Annotated in this window: 15 protein-coding genes and 4 tRNA genes; 3 read left to right on the top strand and 16 right to left on the bottom strand. The window is 44.9% G+C overall.

Features of this window, described 5'->3' with window-relative positions; all coding sequences use genetic code 11:
• Window positions 1–160: 160 nt before the first annotated feature.
• The 9 genes from MHN00_RS15900 to dnaQ all read right to left on the bottom strand — a co-directional run bounded on the left by MHN00_RS15900 (window position 161) and on the right by dnaQ (window position 6,935).
• Window positions 161–1,387 carry a lipoprotein-releasing ABC transporter permease subunit gene (locus tag MHN00_RS15900; protein ID WP_239301744.1) on the bottom strand — a complete coding sequence of 409 codons (1,227 nt, stop codon included), beginning with the start codon at window positions 1,385–1,387 and terminating at the stop codon, window positions 161–163.
• Window positions 1,374–2,084 carry a lipoprotein-releasing ABC transporter ATP-binding protein LolD gene (gene lolD, locus MHN00_RS15895; RefSeq protein WP_239301742.1) on the bottom strand — a complete coding sequence of 237 codons (711 nt, stop codon included), beginning with the start codon at window positions 2,082–2,084 and terminating at the stop codon, window positions 1,374–1,376. The genes MHN00_RS15900 and lolD overlap by 14 nt, the downstream gene beginning before the upstream one ends.
• A 101-nt stretch (window positions 2,085–2,185) precedes the next feature.
• Window positions 2,186–3,739, bottom strand: a complete 1,554-nt coding sequence (locus MHN00_RS15890; RefSeq protein WP_239301740.1) for an EAL domain-containing protein — start codon at window positions 3,737–3,739, stop codon at window positions 2,186–2,188.
• A gap of 317 nt (window positions 3,740–4,056) precedes the next feature.
• Window positions 4,057–4,133 (bottom strand) — tRNA-Asp (locus MHN00_RS15885).
• A 31-nt stretch (window positions 4,134–4,164) separates the two neighbouring features.
• Window positions 4,165–4,241, bottom strand: a tRNA-Asp gene (locus tag MHN00_RS15880).
• A 30-nt stretch (window positions 4,242–4,271) separates the two neighbouring features.
• A tRNA-Asp gene (locus tag MHN00_RS15875) sits at window positions 4,272–4,348 on the bottom strand.
• Between the two features lie 30 nt (window positions 4,349–4,378).
• A tRNA-Asp gene (locus MHN00_RS15870) sits at window positions 4,379–4,455 on the bottom strand.
• 215 nt (window positions 4,456–4,670) lie between these two features.
• Window positions 4,671–6,161, bottom strand: a complete 1,491-nt coding sequence (locus tag MHN00_RS15865; protein WP_239301739.1) for a TIGR03503 family protein — start codon at window positions 6,159–6,161, stop codon at window positions 4,671–4,673.
• Between the two features lie 54 nt (window positions 6,162–6,215).
• Window positions 6,216–6,935 (bottom strand): DNA polymerase III subunit epsilon, encoded by a 720-nt coding sequence (gene dnaQ / locus MHN00_RS15860; RefSeq protein WP_075176405.1) that lies wholly within the window; start codon window positions 6,933–6,935, stop codon window positions 6,216–6,218.
• A 111-nt stretch (window positions 6,936–7,046) separates the two neighbouring features.
• On the opposite strand from dnaQ, the gene rnhA reads away from it, so the two are divergent.
• Window positions 7,047–7,517 (top strand): ribonuclease HI, encoded by a 471-nt coding sequence (gene rnhA, locus MHN00_RS15855; RefSeq protein ID WP_014979088.1) that lies wholly within the window; start codon window positions 7,047–7,049, stop codon window positions 7,515–7,517.
• 22 nt (window positions 7,518–7,539) lie between these two features.
• Here the strand turns inward: rnhA and MHN00_RS15850 are convergent, their stop codons facing one another.
• Window positions 7,540–8,517, bottom strand: coding sequence for an NAD(P)H-quinone oxidoreductase (locus tag MHN00_RS15850; protein WP_239301738.1), 978 nt, complete (start codon window positions 8,515–8,517; stop codon window positions 7,540–7,542).
• 255 nt (window positions 8,518–8,772) lie between these two features.
• Between MHN00_RS15850 and MHN00_RS15845 the strand changes: the two genes are divergently transcribed.
• Window positions 8,773–9,966, top strand: coding sequence for a class I SAM-dependent methyltransferase (locus MHN00_RS15845; RefSeq protein ID WP_239301737.1), 1,194 nt, complete (start codon window positions 8,773–8,775; stop codon window positions 9,964–9,966).
• 100 nt (window positions 9,967–10,066) lie between these two features.
• Here MHN00_RS15845 and MHN00_RS15840 read toward each other — a convergent pair whose 3' ends face one another.
• From MHN00_RS15840 to MHN00_RS15815, 6 genes are all read right to left on the bottom strand, one after another.
• Window positions 10,067–10,324, bottom strand: coding sequence for a DUF2061 domain-containing protein (locus tag MHN00_RS15840; protein WP_014976293.1), 258 nt, complete (start codon window positions 10,322–10,324; stop codon window positions 10,067–10,069).
• Between the two features lie 284 nt (window positions 10,325–10,608).
• Complete coding sequence (locus MHN00_RS15835) at window positions 10,609–10,911, bottom strand: PilZ domain-containing protein (protein ID WP_014949177.1); 303 nt, start codon at window positions 10,909–10,911, stop codon at window positions 10,609–10,611.
• A 257-nt stretch (window positions 10,912–11,168) separates the two neighbouring features.
• A complete protein-coding gene (hrpA, locus tag MHN00_RS15830; protein ID WP_239301736.1) occupies window positions 11,169–15,164 on the bottom strand; it encodes an ATP-dependent RNA helicase HrpA in 3,996 nt (1,331 codons plus the stop codon).
• A 100-nt stretch (window positions 15,165–15,264) separates the two neighbouring features.
• On the bottom strand, window positions 15,265–16,611 hold the full coding sequence (locus MHN00_RS15825) for a Na+/H+ antiporter NhaC family protein (protein ID WP_239301735.1): 1,347 nt from the start codon (window positions 16,609–16,611) through the stop codon (window positions 15,265–15,267).
• 391 nt (window positions 16,612–17,002) lie between these two features.
• On the bottom strand, window positions 17,003–18,313 hold the full coding sequence (locus MHN00_RS15820) for a helix-turn-helix transcriptional regulator (protein WP_239301734.1): 1,311 nt from the start codon (window positions 18,311–18,313) through the stop codon (window positions 17,003–17,005).
• A gap of 88 nt (window positions 18,314–18,401) precedes the next feature.
• Window positions 18,402–19,313: a diguanylate cyclase gene (locus MHN00_RS15815; RefSeq protein WP_239301733.1), complete on the bottom strand. Its 912-nt coding sequence runs from the start codon at window positions 19,311–19,313 to the stop codon at window positions 18,402–18,404.
• Window positions 19,314–19,686: 373 nt separating this feature from the next.
• On the opposite strand from MHN00_RS15815, the gene MHN00_RS15810 reads away from it, so the two are divergent.
• On the top strand, window positions 19,687–22,392 hold the full coding sequence (locus MHN00_RS15810; RefSeq protein WP_239301732.1) for a TonB-dependent receptor: 2,706 nt from the start codon (window positions 19,687–19,689) through the stop codon (window positions 22,390–22,392).
• Window positions 22,393–22,429 lie beyond the last annotated feature (37 nt).

Here is a 22,429-nt window from a genome sequence, read left to right as displayed (position 1 = left end):
CCCGAAGGGCGAGTTTAAAATGTCCGTACTCTTTGTTGTGTCACCTTGATGTAGAACCACTATACCTGCGGTAACACGCCGCGATTACGAACATTTTAACTCTCGCTGAGTGGGTAATGATCTATGCTGACTGGTATTACTTACCCTATTGAGCTTAAAGTTAGTGAAGCGCTGATGAAGGTGATACTTTGGCTGCCTTTTGCGCTGGATAAATAGTAGCGCCCACACTCAAGAACATAGCAACAACCACGGTTACTACAACGTCTTGCCAATGTAGATCAGATGGTAGGAAATCGATGAAATATATATCGCCTGATAGAATTTCTATGCCTATTGCCACCTCAATAAAGCGAACAATCTCAGAGAGATTAGGTGCTACCAGTAGCGCTAAAACCACTCCTACAGTAATGCCTATAACGCCATTGATAACGCCCTGCAACACGAAGGTATTGCGAATTAAACGATCCGTCGCTCCCATGGTTTTTAATATTGCGATGGCAGCCTGTTTGTCTCTAACCGCCATAACCAGTGACGACACAACGTTAAAACAAGCAACGGCAATGACCAGCGTCAAGGCGATATACACCACAGCTCTAACTAGCTGAATATCGTTATATAAGTGGCCCTGGGTACGTGTCCAGTCAGACATGTAAACACCCTGTGGGTAACTATAACCTATATCTCGCATCGTGTCGTAAGATGAAAATGGGTCGTTAAGTGTAAACTGAATTCCTTGTGACTTAGATGAAATACCAATAGCTTCAGACGCTGTTTCCAAGTGCATTAAACCCAGTTGGTTATCGAGTTCACCGCCAACAGATAGCACTCCAGAAATAGAAAGCGTAATTGAACGTGGGGCTTTGAAGGTTAGATCCTGAGTTGTTTGGGGAATGAGTATTTGAACAATGTCACCAATATTAAGGTCCATGGAAGCGAAAATACCCTTTCCTACAATGAGACCATTTTTTTGCATCGAAAAACGTTGCCAATCCTCACTTGTGACTCTTTCAGCATATTTGTCGCTAACATTGTTAACCGGAATTCCATTAACACTAATCGCCTTCAACTCCCCCTTTGACTGCAACATCCCGGTTATCCCTGTGTATGGCGTGACAGACGCAATACGGCTATCTTGAGACAAACGATAGAGCTGCGCGTCTAAATTTTCTATCCCGCTTTCGCTCTTGCTATATAATTCACCATGAGGAACCACACTCAAAATACGACTTGTAAGCTCTTTTTCAAACCCGTTCATTACGCTCAGCAACACAATTAGTACAAAGCAACCAAGGGCAATCCCAATGGTGGATGACATCGAAATAAAAGAGATGAAACGCTGTTCTGAACGTGTTTTTCTGAAGCGTTGGGCCAATTCAAAGGCGAGCATCTTGGCTCTCCTTGAATAACGTATCGCTCGCTAATCTGCCGTCCTTTATCTTCAGCACCCTGTCCATTTTCCCGGCCAAGGTAATATCATGGGTAACGACAACAAACGCTGTCCCTTTTTTATCACTTAAGCTAGTAAGCAGTTTATAAATTTGCTCACCCGTCGAGTCATCAAGATTTCCTGTAGGTTCGTCGGCCAGTACCACTGATGGCTCGGTAACTAAAGCTCGTGCTATTGCCACACGCTGTCGTTCACCGCCTGACATGGTCGATGGTAAATGGTCGACGCGGTGAGAAAGCCCAACTTCATCTAACATTTCACGAGCCTTGCTGTGTGCCAATTTGGTCGAGAGCCCTCTAATTCTTAGCGGCATTGCTACATTTTCTAACGCTGTGAATTCACCGAGTAAATGATGAAATTGATAGATAAAGCCCATTTCGTCATTGCGAAGCTTTGCTAATGCATTTCCAGATAATTGACCGAGTGATTTTCCATTGAATTCGACTTCACCGCTAGAAGGTTTATCTAACCCTCCAAGAATATGTAAAAGGGTGCTTTTACCTGAGCCGGAGCTACCTAAAATAGCAACATGTTCGCCAGCTTTTATTGAAAGAGAGACATCGTGTAAAACGGGGGTAGCATTACTGCCATCTTGATAGGTTTTATTAATATTGCGGCAAATTAGCACGTCCTGCATGCGAGTATTCTTCTTTAATTTCCAGACGGTGAATGGTAGCGTTAAACACTACCAACACCAACTGAAAAATAACAGCGCTAAAACGTAAATATCAATCTGTATTATTGCGTGCCTTGAACGCTTTTGGCCAGTGCATCAGCCGACTGTGGCTTGCCAAACAACCACCCTTGACCAAAGCCGATGGTTAATCCTTTCAGTTCATTGCATTGTTCAATGTTTTCAACTCCTTCTGCAATTAAATCAACATTAAGTCCTTCGGCAATGCTCACAATGTGAGGGATGAGTGATGAACGAATACTGTTATCTTCCATATCCATAACAAAGCTGCGGTCAATTTTAAGGTAATCACAGTTTAGCGTTTTAAGCTGGCTTAAATTTGAATAACCCACTCCAAAGTCATCAATTGCAAATAAGAAGCCTTTACTCTTCAGTGACTTAATATGCTTCACCGCACTATGAGTGGCGATTTGCTCATCCTCGGTGATTTCTAAAACTAACTTGAAGTTCTTTACGTTCATATCTAGTACAAAGTCTAGGTCCAAACTACCTTCGCGGGTAAAATCGAAGGGGAATAGATTAAACGATACCTTAAAGCCTTCGGGGATCTCTGGGTTTTCGTTGAGTTCTCTCATGGCGGTGGTAATCATATCAACCGTAAATTCCCAGGTCATATCCTGCTCTTTTACCTGAGGAATAAATTCGTCAGGGTAAATCGGCCCAAATTCATCCTCAAATCGACTCAATACTTCGCACCCAATGACCTTTCCCGATTCCAAGTTTACAAAAGGTTGGTACAAGCAATAGAACTTATGTTCTTTTAGCCCTTTACTGACGCGAGACTCAAGTGAACGTCGTCGTCTTAAATAGTTAAAGGTAAGCATATGCGTCAACGCTGCTGTCATTAGCATAGCAAACACAAACAACACCAGCTTGCCCATGTGCAAATCTAATACGCGACCGTGATCAGATTTCACTTTTAGGCAGGTATGATTGTAGCGTTCATCACACTGGATAAATTGTAAGGAAAAATAGCCAGTGCGTGCGTCCATGTCATCTTGGCTGAGGGTAGAACCGACAAGGCTAGGATTACCTGCCATATGATAAAACTGATCGCCATTGTAGAACAGCTGCCAATCTTGCGTGTAGCTGTAACCAATGACACTATCCATATCCAATACTGCGTTGTAACGTCCGCGCTGTACTATAGTACCGGTAGCTTGTTTATCGAAAAGCTGAAGAGGAGTATTTATCCAAAAAGCGTCGCCAAGCTGAGTATAAAAATCAGGCTTAACCTCTTTCATGGGCTCTTCTAGAATGCCCAAATAAGTACTGCACAATAGCTCGTTATTTTGATAAAAACCTATCTCTTTTACAAATCGAGAGCGAAACAAGGTTTTTCGCATTTCCGCTAAGTTATCCATTTCACAGGTTTGATACGGCAGCGCATTTAGGTAATCAAGCGTGATCTCAGCATCTCTAAATACTACGCGCACATTATCTAGTATTTCTGTAGCGCGACTCTCCTCTTGTTCTCGAATAAACACAAACATAACGATAGCGAGTAATAGGGTCACACCCACTACGCTTAGCAATGACACCCCAATTGCTTTTAAATTATCAGCAAGAAAGTACTGTTTTTGGTCGCTTTTATTCATAATTTCCGTGTTTTTTTAGCGTGAACGACCTAACTTTAGTACAAATTAAAAAAAAGACACTACGACTTTAGGGCATGTTACTGTTTGTTGGGTGTTTTTTTACTTTATAGAAGACTATTAATCGAAGAGGAATAATGTTTCTAGTGTCACATTGTGCAATTGGGAAATGGAGCAATTTCTTGAATGGCTAACTGACAAGAGGGTAAGAATAAATAAAGTGCGATAGCGAGAACAGCAATTTTAACTGCAGAGTAAAAAAGAACTTTTTGAGTGTCCCCAAAAGGGGGAATTATCTAAGAAGAAAAGCTTATCATTAATGGCGGAGCGGACGGGACTCGAACCCGCGACCCCCGGCGTGACAGGCCGGTATTCTAACCAACTGAACTACCGCTCCGCATAATGGAAAGCGCGCTTTATTCGATTAATGGCGGAGCGGACGGGACTCGAACCCGCGACCCCCGGCGTGACAGGCCGGTATTCTAACCAACTGAACTACCGCTCCACATAATCGAGATTGCGCTGTATAACTAAATGGCGGAGCGGACGGGACTCGAACCCGCGACCCCCGGCGTGACAGGCCGGTATTCTAACCAACTGAACTACCGCTCCGAAGACCTTTTAGTTATACCATTGAAAGAGTGGCGGAGCGGACGGGACTCGAACCCGCGACCCCCGGCGTGACAGGCCGGTATTCTAACCAACTGAACTACCGCTCCACATCTTCAATGTTATCAGTGAGTTGACTTGGCTGTTGTTGCCCTGTCCCCTGACTGCGGCGCAGATAATACGTATTCCCCTATGTGGAGTCAACGCTTTTTATTAATAAAATTGTCATCTGCGGTTTGTTTGCCTGTTAAATAGGCATTATGTCGAAATAAAATTCAAAGTGAACAAATTAGCGACGCCTTAAAATGAAGCGCTGGTCTCCCTGCTATTCCTTTTTAGCTTTTTCACGCTTTTTGAATAGCCCTAACAGTTTTTTAAACCCCTTAGGTTCAGATTCCATAGTAAGGTCAGCGTCGGTGGTTTCTCCCGATGGCTTTGCAGTACTATTTGCTTGCTTAGGCGCAGACGCCTTTTTTCGCATAATAATAATTACAGCAGCAGCGATTACTCCGATGAGCACTATAGACCCATTAACAGCCACCAGAATGAGGGTTAGCGTCCCTTCATCCATTTCATCTTCTAGCGAATTTGGCTGCATATCGTCTTGTGGCACTTCAGGTTGCGTTATTAAGGGTGCACTGCCATCAACGATAGGATCTTTTCCATTGATTAAAGGGTCTTCAACCTCAGGCTCGGCTGGTCCCTCTGCCACAAAACTATATTCAGGGACATCTAATATAAAATCGCGCCCATCCATTGTCGTACCGTAAGCAGTGAGTTTTACCCTAAAAATTCCTTCTTCGTAGGCGACAATTAAGTGCTCTCTAGGATCCACACCGCCTTCTGTTAGCGAAAAATTCTGCATATCTGAATTAGGAAACTTCACTTTGCCATCGACTAGCAGTGACTCGATGTCGACTAATTCACGGTCTACATCAATAACAATTTTATGATAGCCCTCTCCGCCTCCATCCATTTCAACATCAATAGACACGGGATTTTCATGTAAGACGATAAGTTCACCTATTTGCTCGCGGGTGTACATTGGTGTGCTTACGCGAAAAATAGGCTTCCATTCACCAGCCGGTATTTTCAAGTTGAACTGGCCAGTAAAAACGCCATCTCCTGGTCGCTCATCCATCCCTCGCCCATCGTCTTTAAATGTCGCTATGCGCTGATCATTTGTACCAAAGTTGCCGTAGTTAGGGTTATTGGTACTCTTAAACTCAATTTCTAAGTCAACGACATCTCTGAACTGTTTGTTTTCTATAGGCTTGCCGTTGTTGGTTAAATAGGCTGTGGATTTAAGTATTTCGCCGGCAAACAGCACATTCGGTAACGGCTCAGCATGAAGTTCAACATTAGACAAAACCATCACACGGCTTTGCGGTAATACTTGACCTACAGCTTGCCAAGGCCCAGGCACAGGATCTTTGATGGTGATCATGTCAAAGGTATCAGCGTCGTACCACTGCACCTTTTCTTCGTCAACGCGCCCTTGAAATAGCTTTGAACCATCGGGTCTAACCAGCACTACAGGCGCAGAACCGTATTCCCTAAAGAAAACCATGGTGATTTCTTTAACGTTATAGTCAACGCGAAAGCGGTTTTGTAACAGTTGAATGGAGTTGGTGTATTCATCACCGAGCTCTGTAAGAGGAGATGTATCTATTGTTGCATTGCTTGATTGAGCATTTTGTACAGCGCTATCAGCAAGCTGCCTTGCAGCGTCGCGTTCGTCTTCTTGCGACTGAGCGCCAGCGCTTAAGTGTATAAACAATGATAAAAAAATTACCCAATAAAACCACACTCTCACGCTACGCTGCTCCTGCATTGTTTGGCTATTTTAGTTCTGTTTGATTATGTTCTGCTAAGACACCTCTTCAGGTTGAGGGCGCCATAAGCATTTGCCTCCTGCCTTTTCAACAATATCCAGGCGAGCCTCATGCTGTGTTATCTCATCGGCGGTAGCTTTAATAACCTTTAATTTATTTGCACTTCGCTGAATCCTGCGAATTGCCGTGGAGTCTGCGTCGCTGCCCGAACTAGATGCCAATTTTAGCTTAGTTTGCCCACCGGTCATCAACAGGTAAACATCTGCCAGGATTTCCGCATCCAGCAAAGCGCCGTGAAGGGTACGATGACTATTGTCTATACCATAACGCTTACACAAGGCATCGAGGTTGTTCTTTTGGCCTGGGTGCATTTGGCGAGCAAGAGTAAGTGTATCGAGAACATCGCAAATTTGGTTAGTAATAACGCCTTTGGTAGACGCTTCCATGCCAAACTCGTGATCCATAAACCCAACGTCGAAGGGCGCGTTGTGAATGACTAACTGTGCCCCTTTGATAAAGCTCACAAACTCCTGAGCCACTTGAGAAAATGTGGGCTTGTCGGCAAGAAATTCATTGGTTATACCGTGGACTTCAATTGCCTCTTGTTCAATGTGACGGCCCGGATTGATGTAAACGTGAAAGTGATTCCCCGTCAATCGGCGGTTAACAACTTCAACACACCCTATTTCGATAATGCGGTGGCCTTCTTTGGGGTCAATACCTGTGGTTTCAGTATCGAGAACAATTTGGCGCATGGAACCTCTACTATAATTACACTTTCATTTTTTGATAGTATATCAACCCCTTCGCAATCCGCTAAGGGAAAAGACAATATAAATTAGGCCAGTTAAATCAAAGGAAACGCTGTGGCTCAAAAGACCATTCATATATACACCGACGGCTCGTGCTTGGGCAACCCAGGACCGGGCGGGTACGGAGCTGTACTGATTTACAAGCAGCATAGAAAAGAGTTGAGCGACGGCTTTGCCCACACAACTAATAACCGTATGGAACTATTAGCCCCTATCGAAGCACTTAATAGTTTAAACGAACCGTGCAACGTTGAGTTAACTACCGACAGCCAGTACGTAAAAAATGGTATTAATCAGTGGATCCATAACTGGCGCAAGAACGGTTGGCGCACGGCAGATAAAAAACCCGTCAAGAACGCAGATTTGTGGAAGCGACTAGATGAAGCGGTAAAAAAGCATCAGGTAAACTGGCATTGGGTAAAAGGCCATTCGGGGCACCCCGAGAATGAGCGCTGTGACGACCTGGCCCGCAATGCGGCAGAAGCCAATCCAACGAAACCCGACGAAGGCTTCGTTGGCAATTAGATAAGCTTACTGCAAAGCGCGTTTACCAAGAAAGAACCAACTTGCCCTGCGTATCGTTGTTTTCCAAACGCACGTGGGGTTCGCTGATATCTGCAATGCTATAGTGAGTATCGATATTCACCCTAAGCTCTTTATTCTCAAAAGCGGGCAAGCATACGGTAGTAAAGTCACGAATTAGATCAGCTTTATAATCGTCGCTTCGATTTCTAAGTGTCGTACCAATAATGGACGCCCTTTTACCTAACAGCATAGCCATATCGAGGTTATCAGCATATCTCCCTGCCAGCATCGCTAAGTAAACTACCTTGCCATCCTGCTTTAGTATTTTAAGGTTACGGTTGAGGTAGTCGCCACCTACCATATCAAGCACCATATCAACCCCTTCAGGCCAGACTTTTTTAAGCACATCATCAAACTGTTGCTGCTTATAATTGATAAGATGCTCTGCGCCATTGCTTTCACACAACGAAAGCTTATCTTGACTTGAAGCCGTTACCGCACTGTGTACGCCCCAATATCGACAAAGTTGCGTGGCAGCCAGCCCTACACCGCTTGCACCGCCATGAATTAACGCCCGTTCAGCCGGCTTTACATGCGCGATTGTGCGCAAACACTGAAATGCCGTAAGAAACACTTCGGCCAAACCCGCGGCTTCAAAAAACGGCATGCCTTTGGGAATGGGCATTAAATGGGCTGGATTAACGATCACTTCAGTGGCATAGCCGCCACCTGCAACCAAACCAAATACTTCGTCACCTTCTTTAAATGCAGTAACGTCACTGGCAACCTCTGACACCACGCCAGCTACCTCTAATCCAAGAATATCGCTCTCGCCTGGTGGAGGTGGGTAATTCCCCTGGCGTTGCAAGGTATCCGCACGATTCACCCCAAACGCTTTTACGTCAACTTTTACTTTCCCTGGTGCTAGCGACAGCCCTTCACATTCCTTTACAACAAGTTCGCTTGGGCCGCATCCTTTTTCAAAATCGACATATCGCATAATTTACATCCAATCCTAGTCTTAAATTCTAATCGTAATTTGGCTACGTACTTTTATATCAAACAGTTTGGGTTTGTTTTGTGTTTATACCAGTCCGGATAGAGCATTTTAACTCTCGCTGAGTGGGTAATTATCTATGCAGATTGGTATTATTAACACAGAACTTATGAAATTGCGTATAATCCGACCATTCTCATAAGCGAGTAAAATCGCTTAACTCTGTTTCACATTTATTAAATTAGTACGAGAGCCTTCATGTCAGCACAGGTCATATTACAGCCATCCAGAGACAAATCACTTCGCCGCAAACACCCTTGGGTATTCGAAAGCGCTGTGGCTGAACTAGAGGGCCGCGCGCGAGTTGGCGATACGGTAGACGTATTTGACTCTGAAGGCGACTGGTTAGGGCGAGGCGCTTACTCTCCAAATTCAAAAATTCGCGTTCGTATGTGGACATTTAAAAAAGACGAAAGCATTGATAACGGATTTTTCCTACGCCGTTTAGAAACTGCACTAGCCCTTCGCAAACGCTTGTTTGACCCAAACAAAACCAACGCGTTTCGCTGGATAGCGTCTGAAAGTGATGGCCTTCCAGGGATCACTATAGACCTATACGACAATGTTGCAGTACTTCAGCTTTTGAGCGCGGGCGGCGAAAAACACAGAGATAAGATAGTGTGGGCAATTACTAAGCTAATGCCTAATGTACACATATACGAGCGAAGCGACGTGGACGTGCGCAAGAAAGAAGGTTTAGAGCCTGTAACTGGTGTACTGCATGGTGAACCACCTATGCAAGTTACAGTAAAAGAAAACGGCATCAACATAGTGGTTGATATCGAGAACGGCCATAAAACCGGTTTTTACCTTGATCAGCGAGACAGTCGCGCGGCGGCTGCGCACTACGCGAAAGATGCCGACGTACTCAACTGTTTTAGCTACACAGGTACGTTTTCTTGCTACGCACTTGCTGGCGGTGCTAAGTCAGTTACAAACGTTGATGTATCTCAGCCTGCTCTTGATTTGGCTAAGCACCATGTAGCCATCAATGGTTTAGACGAAAACAAAGCCAATTACGTAAACCAAGACGTGTTTAAGGCACTCAGGGAGTATCACGAGCAGGGCAAACAGTTTGATATGGTGATACTCGACCCGCCAAAGTTTGTCGACAGCAAGGCAACATTAAACCGTGCTGCCCGCGGCTATAAAGACATTAATATGTACGGCATACATGCTGTTAAATCTGGTGGGCTGCTGCTTACATTTAGCTGCTCTGGCCTTATGCCGGCAGATTTATTCCAGAAAGTTGTGGCAGACGCTGCACTTGATGCAGGTCGTACTATCAAAATTATCGCAAGGCTTAATCAAGCCTCAGATCATCCTATCATTGGCAGCTATCCAGAAGGCTATTACTTGAAAGGTCTAGTGTGTGAAGTCACCGACGACTAGCTATTAAAAAAGCGCCCTTGTTGATGTATAGGGCGCTTAACGAAATCAATTGAGCTAACATTACGTTGTGCGAAAAGCTTACGAAGGTAAATCCATCCCCCTAAGATGCAAAGGTTATCTCATTGTTAGAAAAGCGACTTGATAACTGTTGTGAACTGTCATCTGATTGTTCCTTTACAACACCCTCTTTTTCTTCAACTTTCTTCCACACCATCTCGTGAAAATAAAACGCCACGGTATTAATGGCTGGCTCAACCAACGCTACAGCACCGCCTACTACCACACTTCCTGTCAGTAAGTAGGCAACCGTAAAGGCCACTGAAAAGTGCATCACTGCAAAGGTCATCGTCTTTTTCATATTCATCGCTCTCTCAAAATATTAAATCAGTTTGCTTTCGCATTAATGAGAATTATTAGCAATTAAGACTGAGAGTTAAAATAGAAAAAACTGAACGGCCTATTCGGTTTAGTATATGAAAGCTGAAAGACTGTTTTCAAACCACAACGGGCTGGTCAACATAGGAGTGTAAAGAAAGAAGCAACACCGCGAGGATGTCATTGCTGTAGACCCTGACGCTTTGTGCTTTTTAGTTAGACACGAAAAGGCGAAGCTTTTACCCCGCCCTAACACATTAGATTAGACTATTTCATCTGAGAAATTTCGACGCCTATAATACAGCTTGACTCGGATTCAGGTTCACAGCGCACAACAGTCGCTAATGCTGCCAAAGATGGGATTTGCGAACTAGATGACTCTATTGCAACACTCACTTGTGTACCCACCTCAATTGAGGGTTCATCGACTTCCAAAGACATACCTGTAGCACTGATATCTCTACACATTGCCTGCATGGTGCGGCTCGACTCATCATCAGTAATTTGCAACTGACAAGGCGAATTTACCATCATCCTGAAAAAATTTCGCTTATCGTCGTATCCCAACATGTCTACTTCTCCTGATTTTTAGCGTTACGCTGACGACTACATCTGATGTTATAGGGCGATGCCGGTAACTTGTCAATCGAACTGTATAATATTTATTCAACAATTATTAAAAGTGTACTTTGGTCTAATTTCGACTACCTTCCCACTTAAATCAACGACTCAGCCGTTTCTGCCCGCTGTTTTGTTTGCGATAACAAATATGTGCCCTCATGCCCTAGCCTAGCTCATTGATGCTACCTTACACCTAACGCCCTTTTTTAAAAGTCAGCGAGGTGCAAAGTGATACGCTTAGCCGAAATCGGGTAAGCCGTCCCGAGCTGCTGCGCAAACAACGAAACCCGTAATTCTTCTATCATCCAACGTACATCATTAAGAGCTTGAGGTACTTTACCTTTGGGGTATTTGCTGCACGCCTTTTCCCATTCTTTAATCGACTTTTCTACCGTGACCTGATGCATTCTGTCTTTGTTGGGATCAATGGGGAGCTTCTCTAGCCGACGAGCTAAACCTTTAATGTAACGATTCCAATCATCTAATCTGCTCTCGCCAATTTCAGAAACAAAACCAGGAAAAACTAACGATGCCAAGTGGGCTTTACAGTCACCTAGGGCGTTTATCATCGTCAGCGGTACATTACCTTTCATTTGCTTCTGGCACTGGTGAGCGAGGGTAAGCCCCTGCTCCACTTGTTTGGCAATCTCTAACACTCTGTCATTAATGTTTGCACGAGCAATCTCTAAACATGCTTCAAAATCGGCTTTGCTGCGAATGTCGGTGTTATTGGTTTTGCAGTAATCACTGACGATGGCGTCGATACCCGCAAAAATACAATCTTCAATTAGCGCTTTCACTTGTCCAAATGGATTGAAATACAAACCCAGTTTGGCTTTATTCGGTAATTTGCTTTGCAAATAATTAAGCGGCGACGGCATCGCGTTTTTAATCAAGACATTCACGCCTTGCTTATGCAGCACTTGGGCTTTATCCGCCTCCTCAATTAACGCAATATCTACCTTATCGCCCTTTTGTACCAGAGCCGGGAACGCCTGAACTTCAAACCCGCCTACTTTCTGCACGAATGTTTCTGGCAAGCTTTCGAAATCCCATTGTTCTATGTTATTTCGCTCTAACTCGGGTGTTGCGGCTTTCTCAAAGGTTTGTTTCACCTGCCCTGCACACTGCTGTTTAAGCGCGTGAAGGTCGTCACCTTTGGCAATATCATCACCGTTGTCATTAACTACCGCGAAGTGCATTTTTAAGTGCTTATCAAGCTGTTCTAAATTCCACTCTTCGCTTTCAATAATAACGCCTGTCATTTTGCGTAACTTATCGGTTACAGCTTCAAGCAAAGGCACCGGACGGTTGTTCTTATCTGTTTCACAGATATCAGCAAGGCATGCTTCAGCAAAGTTTGGCGCAGGCACAAAGTTACGACGCAAGCGTTTTGGCAAGGTTTTAATTAACCCCACAATAAGGTCGTGCCTTAGTCCCGGCACCAGCCAATCAAAACCTACGTTATCAACTTGATTAAGCACAGGCAGCGGGATGACAACAGTTACGCCATCGTCTTCAGCGTTAGGTTCGAAGTTATAGCGAAGCGGCAGCGTAATATTGCCTTGGCGCCATACATCAGGAAATGCGTTTGCTACCGACTGCCCAGGCTGCTGACGATATACGTCTTCTTCTTTAAACGTTAAACTGTCGTTGCTTCCGTGTTGCTTAAACCATTTCTTAAACGCCGCATCATTATTGGCTTCAACCGGAATGCGCTTCGCGTAAAAGCTTACCAGTTCTTCATCATCGACTATCAAATCGCGACGACGGGTCTTTTGTTCAAACTCGTCAGCCTGCTCAAGCAGCGCCTGATTTTCCTGTAAGAAACTGTAATTGAGCTTAGTATTGCCCTCGACTAACGCTTCGCGGATAAATAGCTCGTGGCAAATTGGCGGGTCGATGAGGCTATAAACCTTCGCACGCTTCATTACTATGGGTAGCCCGAACAAGGTTACTTTTTCAAAGGCAATCACCGCACCGCGCTTTTTAGACCAGTGTGGTTCTGAATAGCTACTTTGCACAACATGCTCGGCCAAAGGCTCTACCCATGCTGGGTCAATTTTTGCCACCATACGAGCAAATAGCTTAGAGGTTTCTACAAGCTCAGCTGCCATTACCCATTTGGGCTGAGACTTTGATAGCCCTGAACCAGGGAAAATAAGAAAGCGCGAATTACGCGAACCCATATACTCGCGCTCTTTATCTTTAAAGCCCATGTGAGACAGCAAGCCGCTGGCGATGGCTTGGTGAATAGCCTGATAGTCGGCTTCTTGCTTTGAAATGCCAAAGCCCAGCTCAGCGATAGACTTTTTAAGTTGGCTAACAATGTCCTGCCACTCACGCATACGTAAATAGTTGATGAAATTTTGCTTACACCATTTGCGCAATTGGTTTTGACTCAGTGCGTTTTGCTGCTCTTTAAACGCCACCCACAAGTTGTAAAGACTGATAAAGTCAGAATCTTTATCGTGGTATTCGCTGTGCTTCTCGTCTGCTTGCTGGCGTTTTTCCTGTGGGCGCTCTCGTGGGTCTTGAATTGAGAGTCCCGCCGCAATCACCATGACTTCGCTTAGCGCATTAGTGCGTTCGGCTTCAATCACCATGCGTGCATAGCGAGGGTCGATAGGCAAACGTGCTACTTGACGACCTAACGGAGTAAGCTGCATTTTGCCGCTTTGCTTGGTTTTCCGGTTATCTTTGCCTTTCGCAATAGCTTGAATTTCTTCAAGTAAACGGAAACCGTCGTTGATATTGCGGTTATCAGGCGGCTGAACAAATGGAAAAGCAGCGATATCGCCTAACCCTAAAGCAAGCATTTGCAAAATAACCGACGCTAAGTTGGTTCGCAGGATCTCTGGGTCAGTAAATTCTGGGCGGCCTAAATAGTCTTCTTCACTATAAAGACGAATACAAATACCGTCAGACACACGGCCGCATCGCCCTGCCCGCTGATTCGCTGACGCCTGAGAGATTGGCTCGATAGGTAAACGCTGCACTTTACTTCTAGCGCTGTAACGTGAAATACGGGCAAACCCCGGGTCAATTACGTATTTAATGCCGGGGACCGTAAGCGAGGTCTCTGCGACGTTGGTGGCAAGTACAATGCGCCTACCGCTGTGCGACTGAAATATGCGGTTTTGCTCTGCCGCCGACAACCTCGCATACAGCGGAACAATTTCAGTGTTGCGATAATGCTGTTTGCTCAAAGCATCTTGGGTGTCGCGTATCTCGCGCTCCCCGCTTAAAAACACTAAGATGTCTCCCGGTGCTTCACGCATTAGCTCGTCGACTGCGTTTACGATGGCGTCGCTCTGATCAATATCGTCATCATTATCTTCTGGCGCGTGGTAACGAATTTCTACCGGATAGGTACGTCCGCTCACTTCGATAATAGGCGCATTATTAAAATGCTGAGAGAATCGCTCTGGGTCGATGGTGGCAGAAGTAATGATGAGTTTTAAATCAGGGCGCTTATCTAAAAGCTGACGCAAATAGCCCAACAAGAAGTCGATATTAAGGCTGCGCTCGTGGGCTTCATCGATGATGATAGTATCGTACTGATTTAAAAAGCGGTCTTGCTGCATTTCAGCTAGCAGCATACCGTCGGTCATAAGCTTAACGTAGCTTCGCTCGCTCACCTGATCGCTAAAGCGAATTTTAAAACCCACCTTTTCGCCAAGCGGTGCGTTGAGCTCTTCGGCTATACGGGTGGCTACACTTCGCGCCGCTAATCGTCGTGGCTGGGTGTGGGCTATCATGCCATTTACACCGCGACCTAACTCTAAGCATATCTTAGGTAACTGCGTAGTTTTACCCGACCCAGTCTCACCCGCAACAATCACCACTTGGTTATTCGCAATCGCTTCTTTAATATCTTCTTTTTTATCGCTAACCGGCAGCGGTGGGTATTCAACTTTGGGTAGGTTGTCTTTACGCCAGTTACGCTTTTCTATCGATGCATCGATGTCGCCTTCAAGTTTTTCAAACTGCGCTTTTAAGCTTTCTTCGCTAACCGCGCTGTTACGTTTTGAAACTTTGGGATTAGCAGCTTTTTTCTCCGCGCCTTTTCCTTCAACACCAGATTTATCATTCACTTTTTGTGCAAGCTGTGTAATGCGGCGCTTCAAGCGAAATTTATCTGCGCTCAAACAATCATCTAGTTTGTTGTAAAGAGGTTTTATTGCAAGTGTTGAAGACAAAGTGACATCCTAAAGCGTGTTTCTAATCATCAATAAAATTCGGGCGGTGATCCTAGAAGATACCGCCCTAAAAAGCCAGCGTGTTAAGCGTTACGAGAATTTAAGCGCTTTGGGTTAATTCATCGTCTTGGGGCGTTTTAAAACGGGGAAAACCGAACCAAATGGCCGCCACACCAAACACGAAAATCAGCATGGGATACCAGCAGTACGGTGTAATAGCTAACGGTGAAATACCTACTACGGCCGCGGCACTTAAAAGCTGCGCACCGTAAGGGACTAAACCTTGGAAACTGCACGAAAAGATATCCAAAAGTGATGCGGTACGACGAGGGTCAACGCCGTACTTTTTGTTAAGATCTTTAGCAATTGGGCCTGCGGTAACAATCGCAATAGTATTGTTCGCCGTTGTAACGTCTAAAAAGCTAACCAAGCCAGCAATACTGAACTCAGCGCCTTTCTTTGACGTGACTTTACGGGTTAAACGCTCGATTAACCAGGTTATACCGCCGTTAGCGTGCATAAGTGCCACAATGCCGCCTATGGTTATGGCGATCATCGCTAAGTCTTGCATCCAGCCCATCCCTTTTTGGATGCTCTGCATCATTGAAAGTGGCGTAAAGCTGCCTTGTAGCAAGCCCACTACACAGGCACTGGCAATACCCACTGCAAGCACGCTAATGACGTTAAACCCTGTTAGCGCAAAAGCGATAATGCACAAGTAAGGCACTATGCGCCAAAAATCGTAGCTGCCGCCTTCAACAATGCCAGAAGTATCAACATCCACCATTAGCAATAACGCCATGGTGACAATGCACGCCGGCACAGCAACCATTAAGTTTGCCTTGAACTTGTCTTTTAGCTGAACGCCTTGGGTACGGGTTGCGGCAATGGTGGTGTCTGAAACAAACGAGAGGTTATCACCGAACATTGCGCCCCCCACCACAATACCCAGCGCCATTTCTACCGGCAGCCCTAAACTTGTGGCAAGACCTGCACCTATGGGCGAGAGCGCGGTAATGGTGCCCATGGACGTGCCCATTGAAAATGATATGAAACAGCAAATCAAAAACAGACCTGGCAATATAAGTGCAGAAGGCACAAATTGAAGTGCCAAATTGACCGTGGCATCTCGAGCGCCAATATCAATAGTCACCGCATAAAACGCACCGGCTAACAGGAAAATAAGCACCAAAAGAATAATGTTTTTATCGCCACCGCCTTTGCAAAACGTTTGTACTTTTTCAGAGAAGCTGACCTTTTTCCCTTTCGGGTTTAAACATAGCCCATAGCCAGCGCTGATAAAAAACGCAACCAAAATAGGCATCGCAGTGATGTCGTTTGTAGTAATGCCGGTTACCACAACAAGGATCACAAAAAGTAAAATAGGCGTTAAACCTAGCGGGTTAGGTGCAATAGAATTTGGTGCAATGTCTTTATTTTCGTGCACAGAAAACTCTCTTTTTGGGTTTTATTGCCTGCTAGCAACAGTTTAAAGGCTACGCGGAAAAGCCACCTGCCGGTTGCGAATGCGTAAGAAAAAGCTTCAACGAAACCATATTTTGACGGTCTTGAACGGTGAAAAGCTAAAGCTGCAAAGGATAAAAGGTTTTTAAAGCATTGAAAAGAAATTTACTTTCCAATAATTAACTCATCTGCACTGTGCCAGACGCTACGATGAGATTTCGAGTTATTACACGAGTGAAGCTACAACCATTTAGCCGTAGAACGCGACTGCCGCCCAGCTATTTTTCATAGCAGTGTTGCATAAATGTTTGGCATAAGTGTGTGGCATAGCTCTGTTACGTAGAAATATGGACAGGCGCTATCAGTCATTCACGTTAAATTCTAAGCTCGCTAGGGGTTTTACCTGTAAGCCGTTTTACCGTTCGTCGAAAGTTAGGTAAATCGTTAATGCCCATTGCATTGGCCGCCGTCTCGTTACTCACTTTGTGCACCGAAAGAAGTAAAAGTGCATGATTGCGCTGTACTTCCTCGCAGAGCGCGCGATAGCTAGTGCCGTACTCTTTTAGTTTCCGCTTTAGCGTAGCCACACTGACGTTTAAGGTTTCCGCTAATTCAGGTAATCCGATATTTGCTGCCTGTGTGTTGGAGGATGCACAAACATAACGCCTCACAAAATCAGGCAAAGACAAGCGGTTTTGCAATTCAATAGAAGCCCCTTCTTTTGTTTGCGTTGCGCTATTACTAACGACACCTTCCAGAGAAACATGTGATTCAGCAGAACAATCCGACTGAGCTGTTAGCTCCAAAGGTTGGAGTAATACGTCTTTCTCAATGCAAATACTGTTAAAAGCGCGATTAAACGATAACTTAAGCCCAAGGTGGGTTTCGTAATCAGCAATATTTCTTGGTCGACTCTCGGTAAAAGAGAAAGATAAACGAATTCGCTTATTCGCTATACTTTTCATAAGTGCAACAACGCTTGCGAATGCCACTTCAATAGAGAACTGAAGCTGTTTGCTGCTTACCCCTGTAAACTGAGGCACTAACATTATTTGGTCTGCGTTTTCAAAACGCTGAAACTGACAGAGCGGTAGGCTACACCACCGGTATGTTTGGCGTTGAGTCAGCTGTAAAAGTAGCTGCTCTACATTTTCACATGCTTTGAGCGCATCAAGTGGACTAGATAGCCACTGCGAGGCGAAAGCTCCCCCCAGCAAAAAACTAACGTCGCCGCCTCTCGCTTGACTTTGAACATTCACTAACAGCGATGAATATTGATTTATGCTTAATAGTGATTGGTGTTGCAACGCATCTTCAAAAATTCCTGTACCGCGCAAGAGCTTATTTTTATTCGCGCCACGAGAGAGCGCCACATTAAGAGCTGCCCTCACTAACCAATACCCAACTATTACTTTATCTTGGCTAGACATCACTACATGAGCACTACCAGCACTATCGATGACACCCATGTCCAGCTCATTAGCGTCATCTTTTACAGTGACACCCATGTTAAGCATATCAGCATCGCTTTTTACAGAGACACCCATGCCAAGCGCTTTAGCATCATCTTTTAGAGAGACACCCACCCCAGAAAGACGAGTTGAATGACGGTACTCAGCACCTGCAATTGCAGCTTCGTCCTCAGAGTCTCGTAGTGCGTTTAGTCTTGGTAACATTAAATCCATAAGTTACTCGCTGCAGGCATCTTCATTCATCTTCACCGGTTACCCCTACCAATTACTATCGCCAAATACACTGACCAAACCGGCCTAATTACGCTGCGCTACCATGGGCACGCTCAAGTTCTAAGAGCATGGTGTTAAGCACTGTCGCAAGGCGTTGGTTAGGTAACAAAGTCACTTGAGTACTGCGAGCGGTGGTGTAAATAGCGTTTGCATTTTGGCTGTGTCTAAACGCAAGGTGCTGAATGCTCACTTTGATATCGTTGAGAATAACGTCAGCCTGCACGGGCGAGACGTCTGGCATCAAAATAGCAAACCTATCACCGGCATAGCGGCACGCTAAATCTTGCTGACGCAAATTCATAATCACCAATTGCGCAATATCGTGCAGATACCTATCGCCTTCTGTATACCCATGTTTTTGGTTGAACAAAGAGAAGTTATTGATATCGATAATGGCGATGACTGCTGACTTGCCAGACTGCTGTAATTTATTAATTTGTGTTTTCCAATACTCTGCGCGGTAAAGCTGAGTGATGGGATCGATAGCATCGTGATCGCGAAAGTCCCATTCTCTGCGTCGTAATTGCAAGTTTAACGCGCGCTGCTCTAGGTGCCACTGATACAGTGCCGCGGTCATTACTACCATACCCACAGCCGCAGGATAAGACTCAATCATGCTTAGCCAATAAGTCTCTTCGGGATAATGAAAAAACTCATCCAAGAAATCTAAACTGACTGAAAATAGAAAGAAGCCGAGTCCTACCGTGAGAAGGCTCGTTACTTTACCTGGAGGACGGCTGGCAAGCGCAGCTAGCATCCACGCCAAAGTTAAAAAAGCAATGCTTCCTTCCCCCACAATATCGAGGCCTGATATCACGGTGCTTTCTTTTGCATTGCCAAACATAAAAGCTAAACAAACCGCCAACGCCACTACGCAAAATGTAAATGCTAGCCAAAGCTTGTGATGTCTAAATTGTGTTGAATTTGTAAAGGTAAACATAGTGCTCTCTTTGGAAATCTCTTGAATTGGATACATCACGCGTTAGTCCGGCCACCGCCAGCGTTTATAACAAAACGAGAGTCTTGCCCAAATCTGATGAAACTGTCGAGGGTCAGTTTGGCTCAGCAATGTGACATCTTGATGGCAGCGAACTTTAGGAGCATAAAAAAGACACACAAACCAAACAAAATCAGTAATTTAAGCAAGGGTCAATTTAGCTCAGCCAATTGCAAATAGGCGACAATTACCGATTGTGTACCGCTTGTTCCATCAAATCTTCATATAACTGTCATGCAGGATTCTTAGGGTACTCATTCACTTACTTAGCACTTATTCAAAACACCTTTTTACTGCTTAATTAATTGGAAAATAAATGAAAATTAAAACCGCGTACTCTTCTCTAACACTTGCCTGCATAGCGGCAATGGGCCTTAGCGTCGCTACACCTGCTTCAGCTGCTGATGGCGTAATTATCGGTTCAGTAAAAGACGCCGCACAGACGCGCAGCTATACCGGTGCTCAAATTAAGCTTAAAGAATTAGGACTAGTTACTGAAGCAGGCACAGACGGTACATTTCGGTTTCCCTCTATTCCAGAGGGTACTTACACGCTAGAAATTTCTTATCTTGGTGAGGAAACGGTTACGCAAGCGATAAAAGTGACAGACAACGGCATTGCGCGCGCAGCCGTGGAGTTTGGCAGCGGCGATACCATCGATGAGATCTTGGTACGTGGTCAACGAAGCGGTCAGGCAAGTGCCATAAACCAGCAGCGAACGTCAGATCGTATTTCATCTATTGTATCCGCAGATGCCATTGGACAATTTCCAGACCAAAATGCTGCTGAGTCGTTACAGCGTTTACCTGGCTTGTCGATTGAGCGAGATCAGGGTGAAGGTCGTTTCGTCGGCATACGCGGTATCGACCCCAACTTGAATAACGTAACCATTAACGGCTTGAATATTCCCTCGCCTGAATCAGGCGTACGTTCAGTAGCCCTTGACGTTATTCCCTCTGAACTCATCCAAACGTTAGAGGTGTCTAAATCGGTAACGCCCGACATGGACGGAGACGCCATTGGTGGTTCAGTCGCGGTGAAAAGCGTGAGTGCGTTTGATAAGGCTCGTGATACCGCGAGCATTACCGTGCAAGCCAGTCAAAATGATTTACGCGATGAAACCAGTCCAAAGCTTTCTGGTACGTTTACCAAGAAGCTTTCCCCTGAATGGGGGGTGGCTGGCGCCATTTCCTACTTTGACCGAGATTTTGGTTCAGACAATGTTGAAAGTAACGGTGACGATGAGCTTGAGCAACGTCACTACACGATCACTCGAGAACGTTTAGGCAGTGCGTTAAATATCGATTTTCGTCCTGACTTCAACAACCAATATTTTCTTCGCACACTTTACAGTGAGTTTTCTGACGACGAATACCGTCAAGGTAATATATTCACGTTCGATGGCGAAGACTCAGAAATAGAAAGAGAAAGTAAAGACCGCTTTGAAAGTCAGAGTATTTTTACTGTGGCGCTTGGTGGTGAACACCAATTAGATACCTGGAAAGCAAACTGGCAGCTCGGTTATGCAAAGTCTGATGAAGACGAGCCAGATGCACTGTATTACGTATTCAAAACTGAAAATGACAGTATTGACGCAGACTTAAATACTATGCGTCCAACCGTGTCACAAAACGCTGATGCCATGGACTTATCAACCTATGAGGTCGATGAGATCAGCTTTGAAGATAACTACACCAGAGATACCGAAACCAGTATTAAATTCGACGCCGCCCGCCCCATCAACCTTGGTGGCTATATCGGTGAGTTAAAAATTGGCTCGAAATACCGAAGCCGAGAAAAAGACCGCGACAGCAGCATCGCTATTTTTGATGGAGAATTCGACGACCTAGACGCTTCGCAATTCGGAGCTGCCAGTCCAGACTACTCTCTTGATGACTTTGGGCCTGGGCTTAATCGAAGTGAAATGCGTAACTACTTTAACGAAAACCGCAAGAGCTTGGAATTAGACAGCCTAAATTCTGAAGTAGAGTCTCGTGGCGCGACCTATGTGAATGAAGAGGATATTTTTGCCGCTTATATCATGGGCAGTGTAGATATAAATAAACTTCATTTGGTAGCAGGGGTTCGCTATGAACGTACTGACTTTTCTACATCGGGTATGCGAGTAGAGCTTGTAGAAAACGAAGAAACTGACGTAGAAGAAGTGGTAAATACGCCATGGGAAGCAGAGCGCGACTACGATCATTGGTTACCCAGTGTAAATGCCAGATACACTGTTTCAGATAGACTTCAGCTTCGCGCTGCCTACACCCAAACTATTTCAAGACCAAAGTTTGAAGATGTAGCGGCATTTCAAATCATCGAGAGCAAAACAGAAGAAGATGATGGCATATTTGTGACTGAACGAGAGGCGGAAGTTGGCAACCCTCACCTTCAACCTTACGAAGCACAAAACGTTGATTTGTCGATTGAATACTATCCAGGTGACATCGGTGTAATTTCAGCAGGGCTATTCTACAAGAATATCGATAACTTCGTTGTGTATGCTGATGTTGCAGATACAACCGGTTGGGAAGGTTTTGAAGAAGTCATACAGCCAATTAACGGCGACTCTGCCGATTTAACCGGCTTAGAACTTTCTTGGGTGAAAGCCTTTAACAATGGCTTTATTATTTCCGCCAATGCTACTTTTACCGATTCTGAAGCGACTACCTTCTTAGATGGCGAAAAATTTGAAACCCAGTTACCAAATCAATCAGACCGTATTGGCAATATCACCATTGGGTACGAAGCGAATGACTTCAGTGTACGTCTAGCCACCACCTATAAAAGCGACAATTTCGAAGAGATTGATGGTGACATGCTCAGATTTGAAGACGACCACGTACAGGTTGATTTCATGGCGCGCTACTACATCAACGACAGCATGCAGGTGTATTTCAACGGCATCAACTTAGGTGACGAACCTTTCTACAACTATTTCGATACGCGCAACCAAAACGCGCAGTATGAAGAATACGGCCGCACGTTCGAACTTGGCTTTACTTGGCAGCTTAACTAGGCAGGTATATCGAAAGTTAATTATCGGGTTTGAAGGC

It is taken from the genome of Alteromonas sp. Cnat2-8, from assembly GCF_022348355.1.
Taxonomy (GTDB): domain Bacteria; phylum Pseudomonadota; class Gammaproteobacteria; order Enterobacterales; family Alteromonadaceae; genus Alteromonas; species Alteromonas macleodii.
Note: the sequence above shows the minus strand (reverse complement) of the source record. Positions and strands in the feature narration are given on the sequence as shown.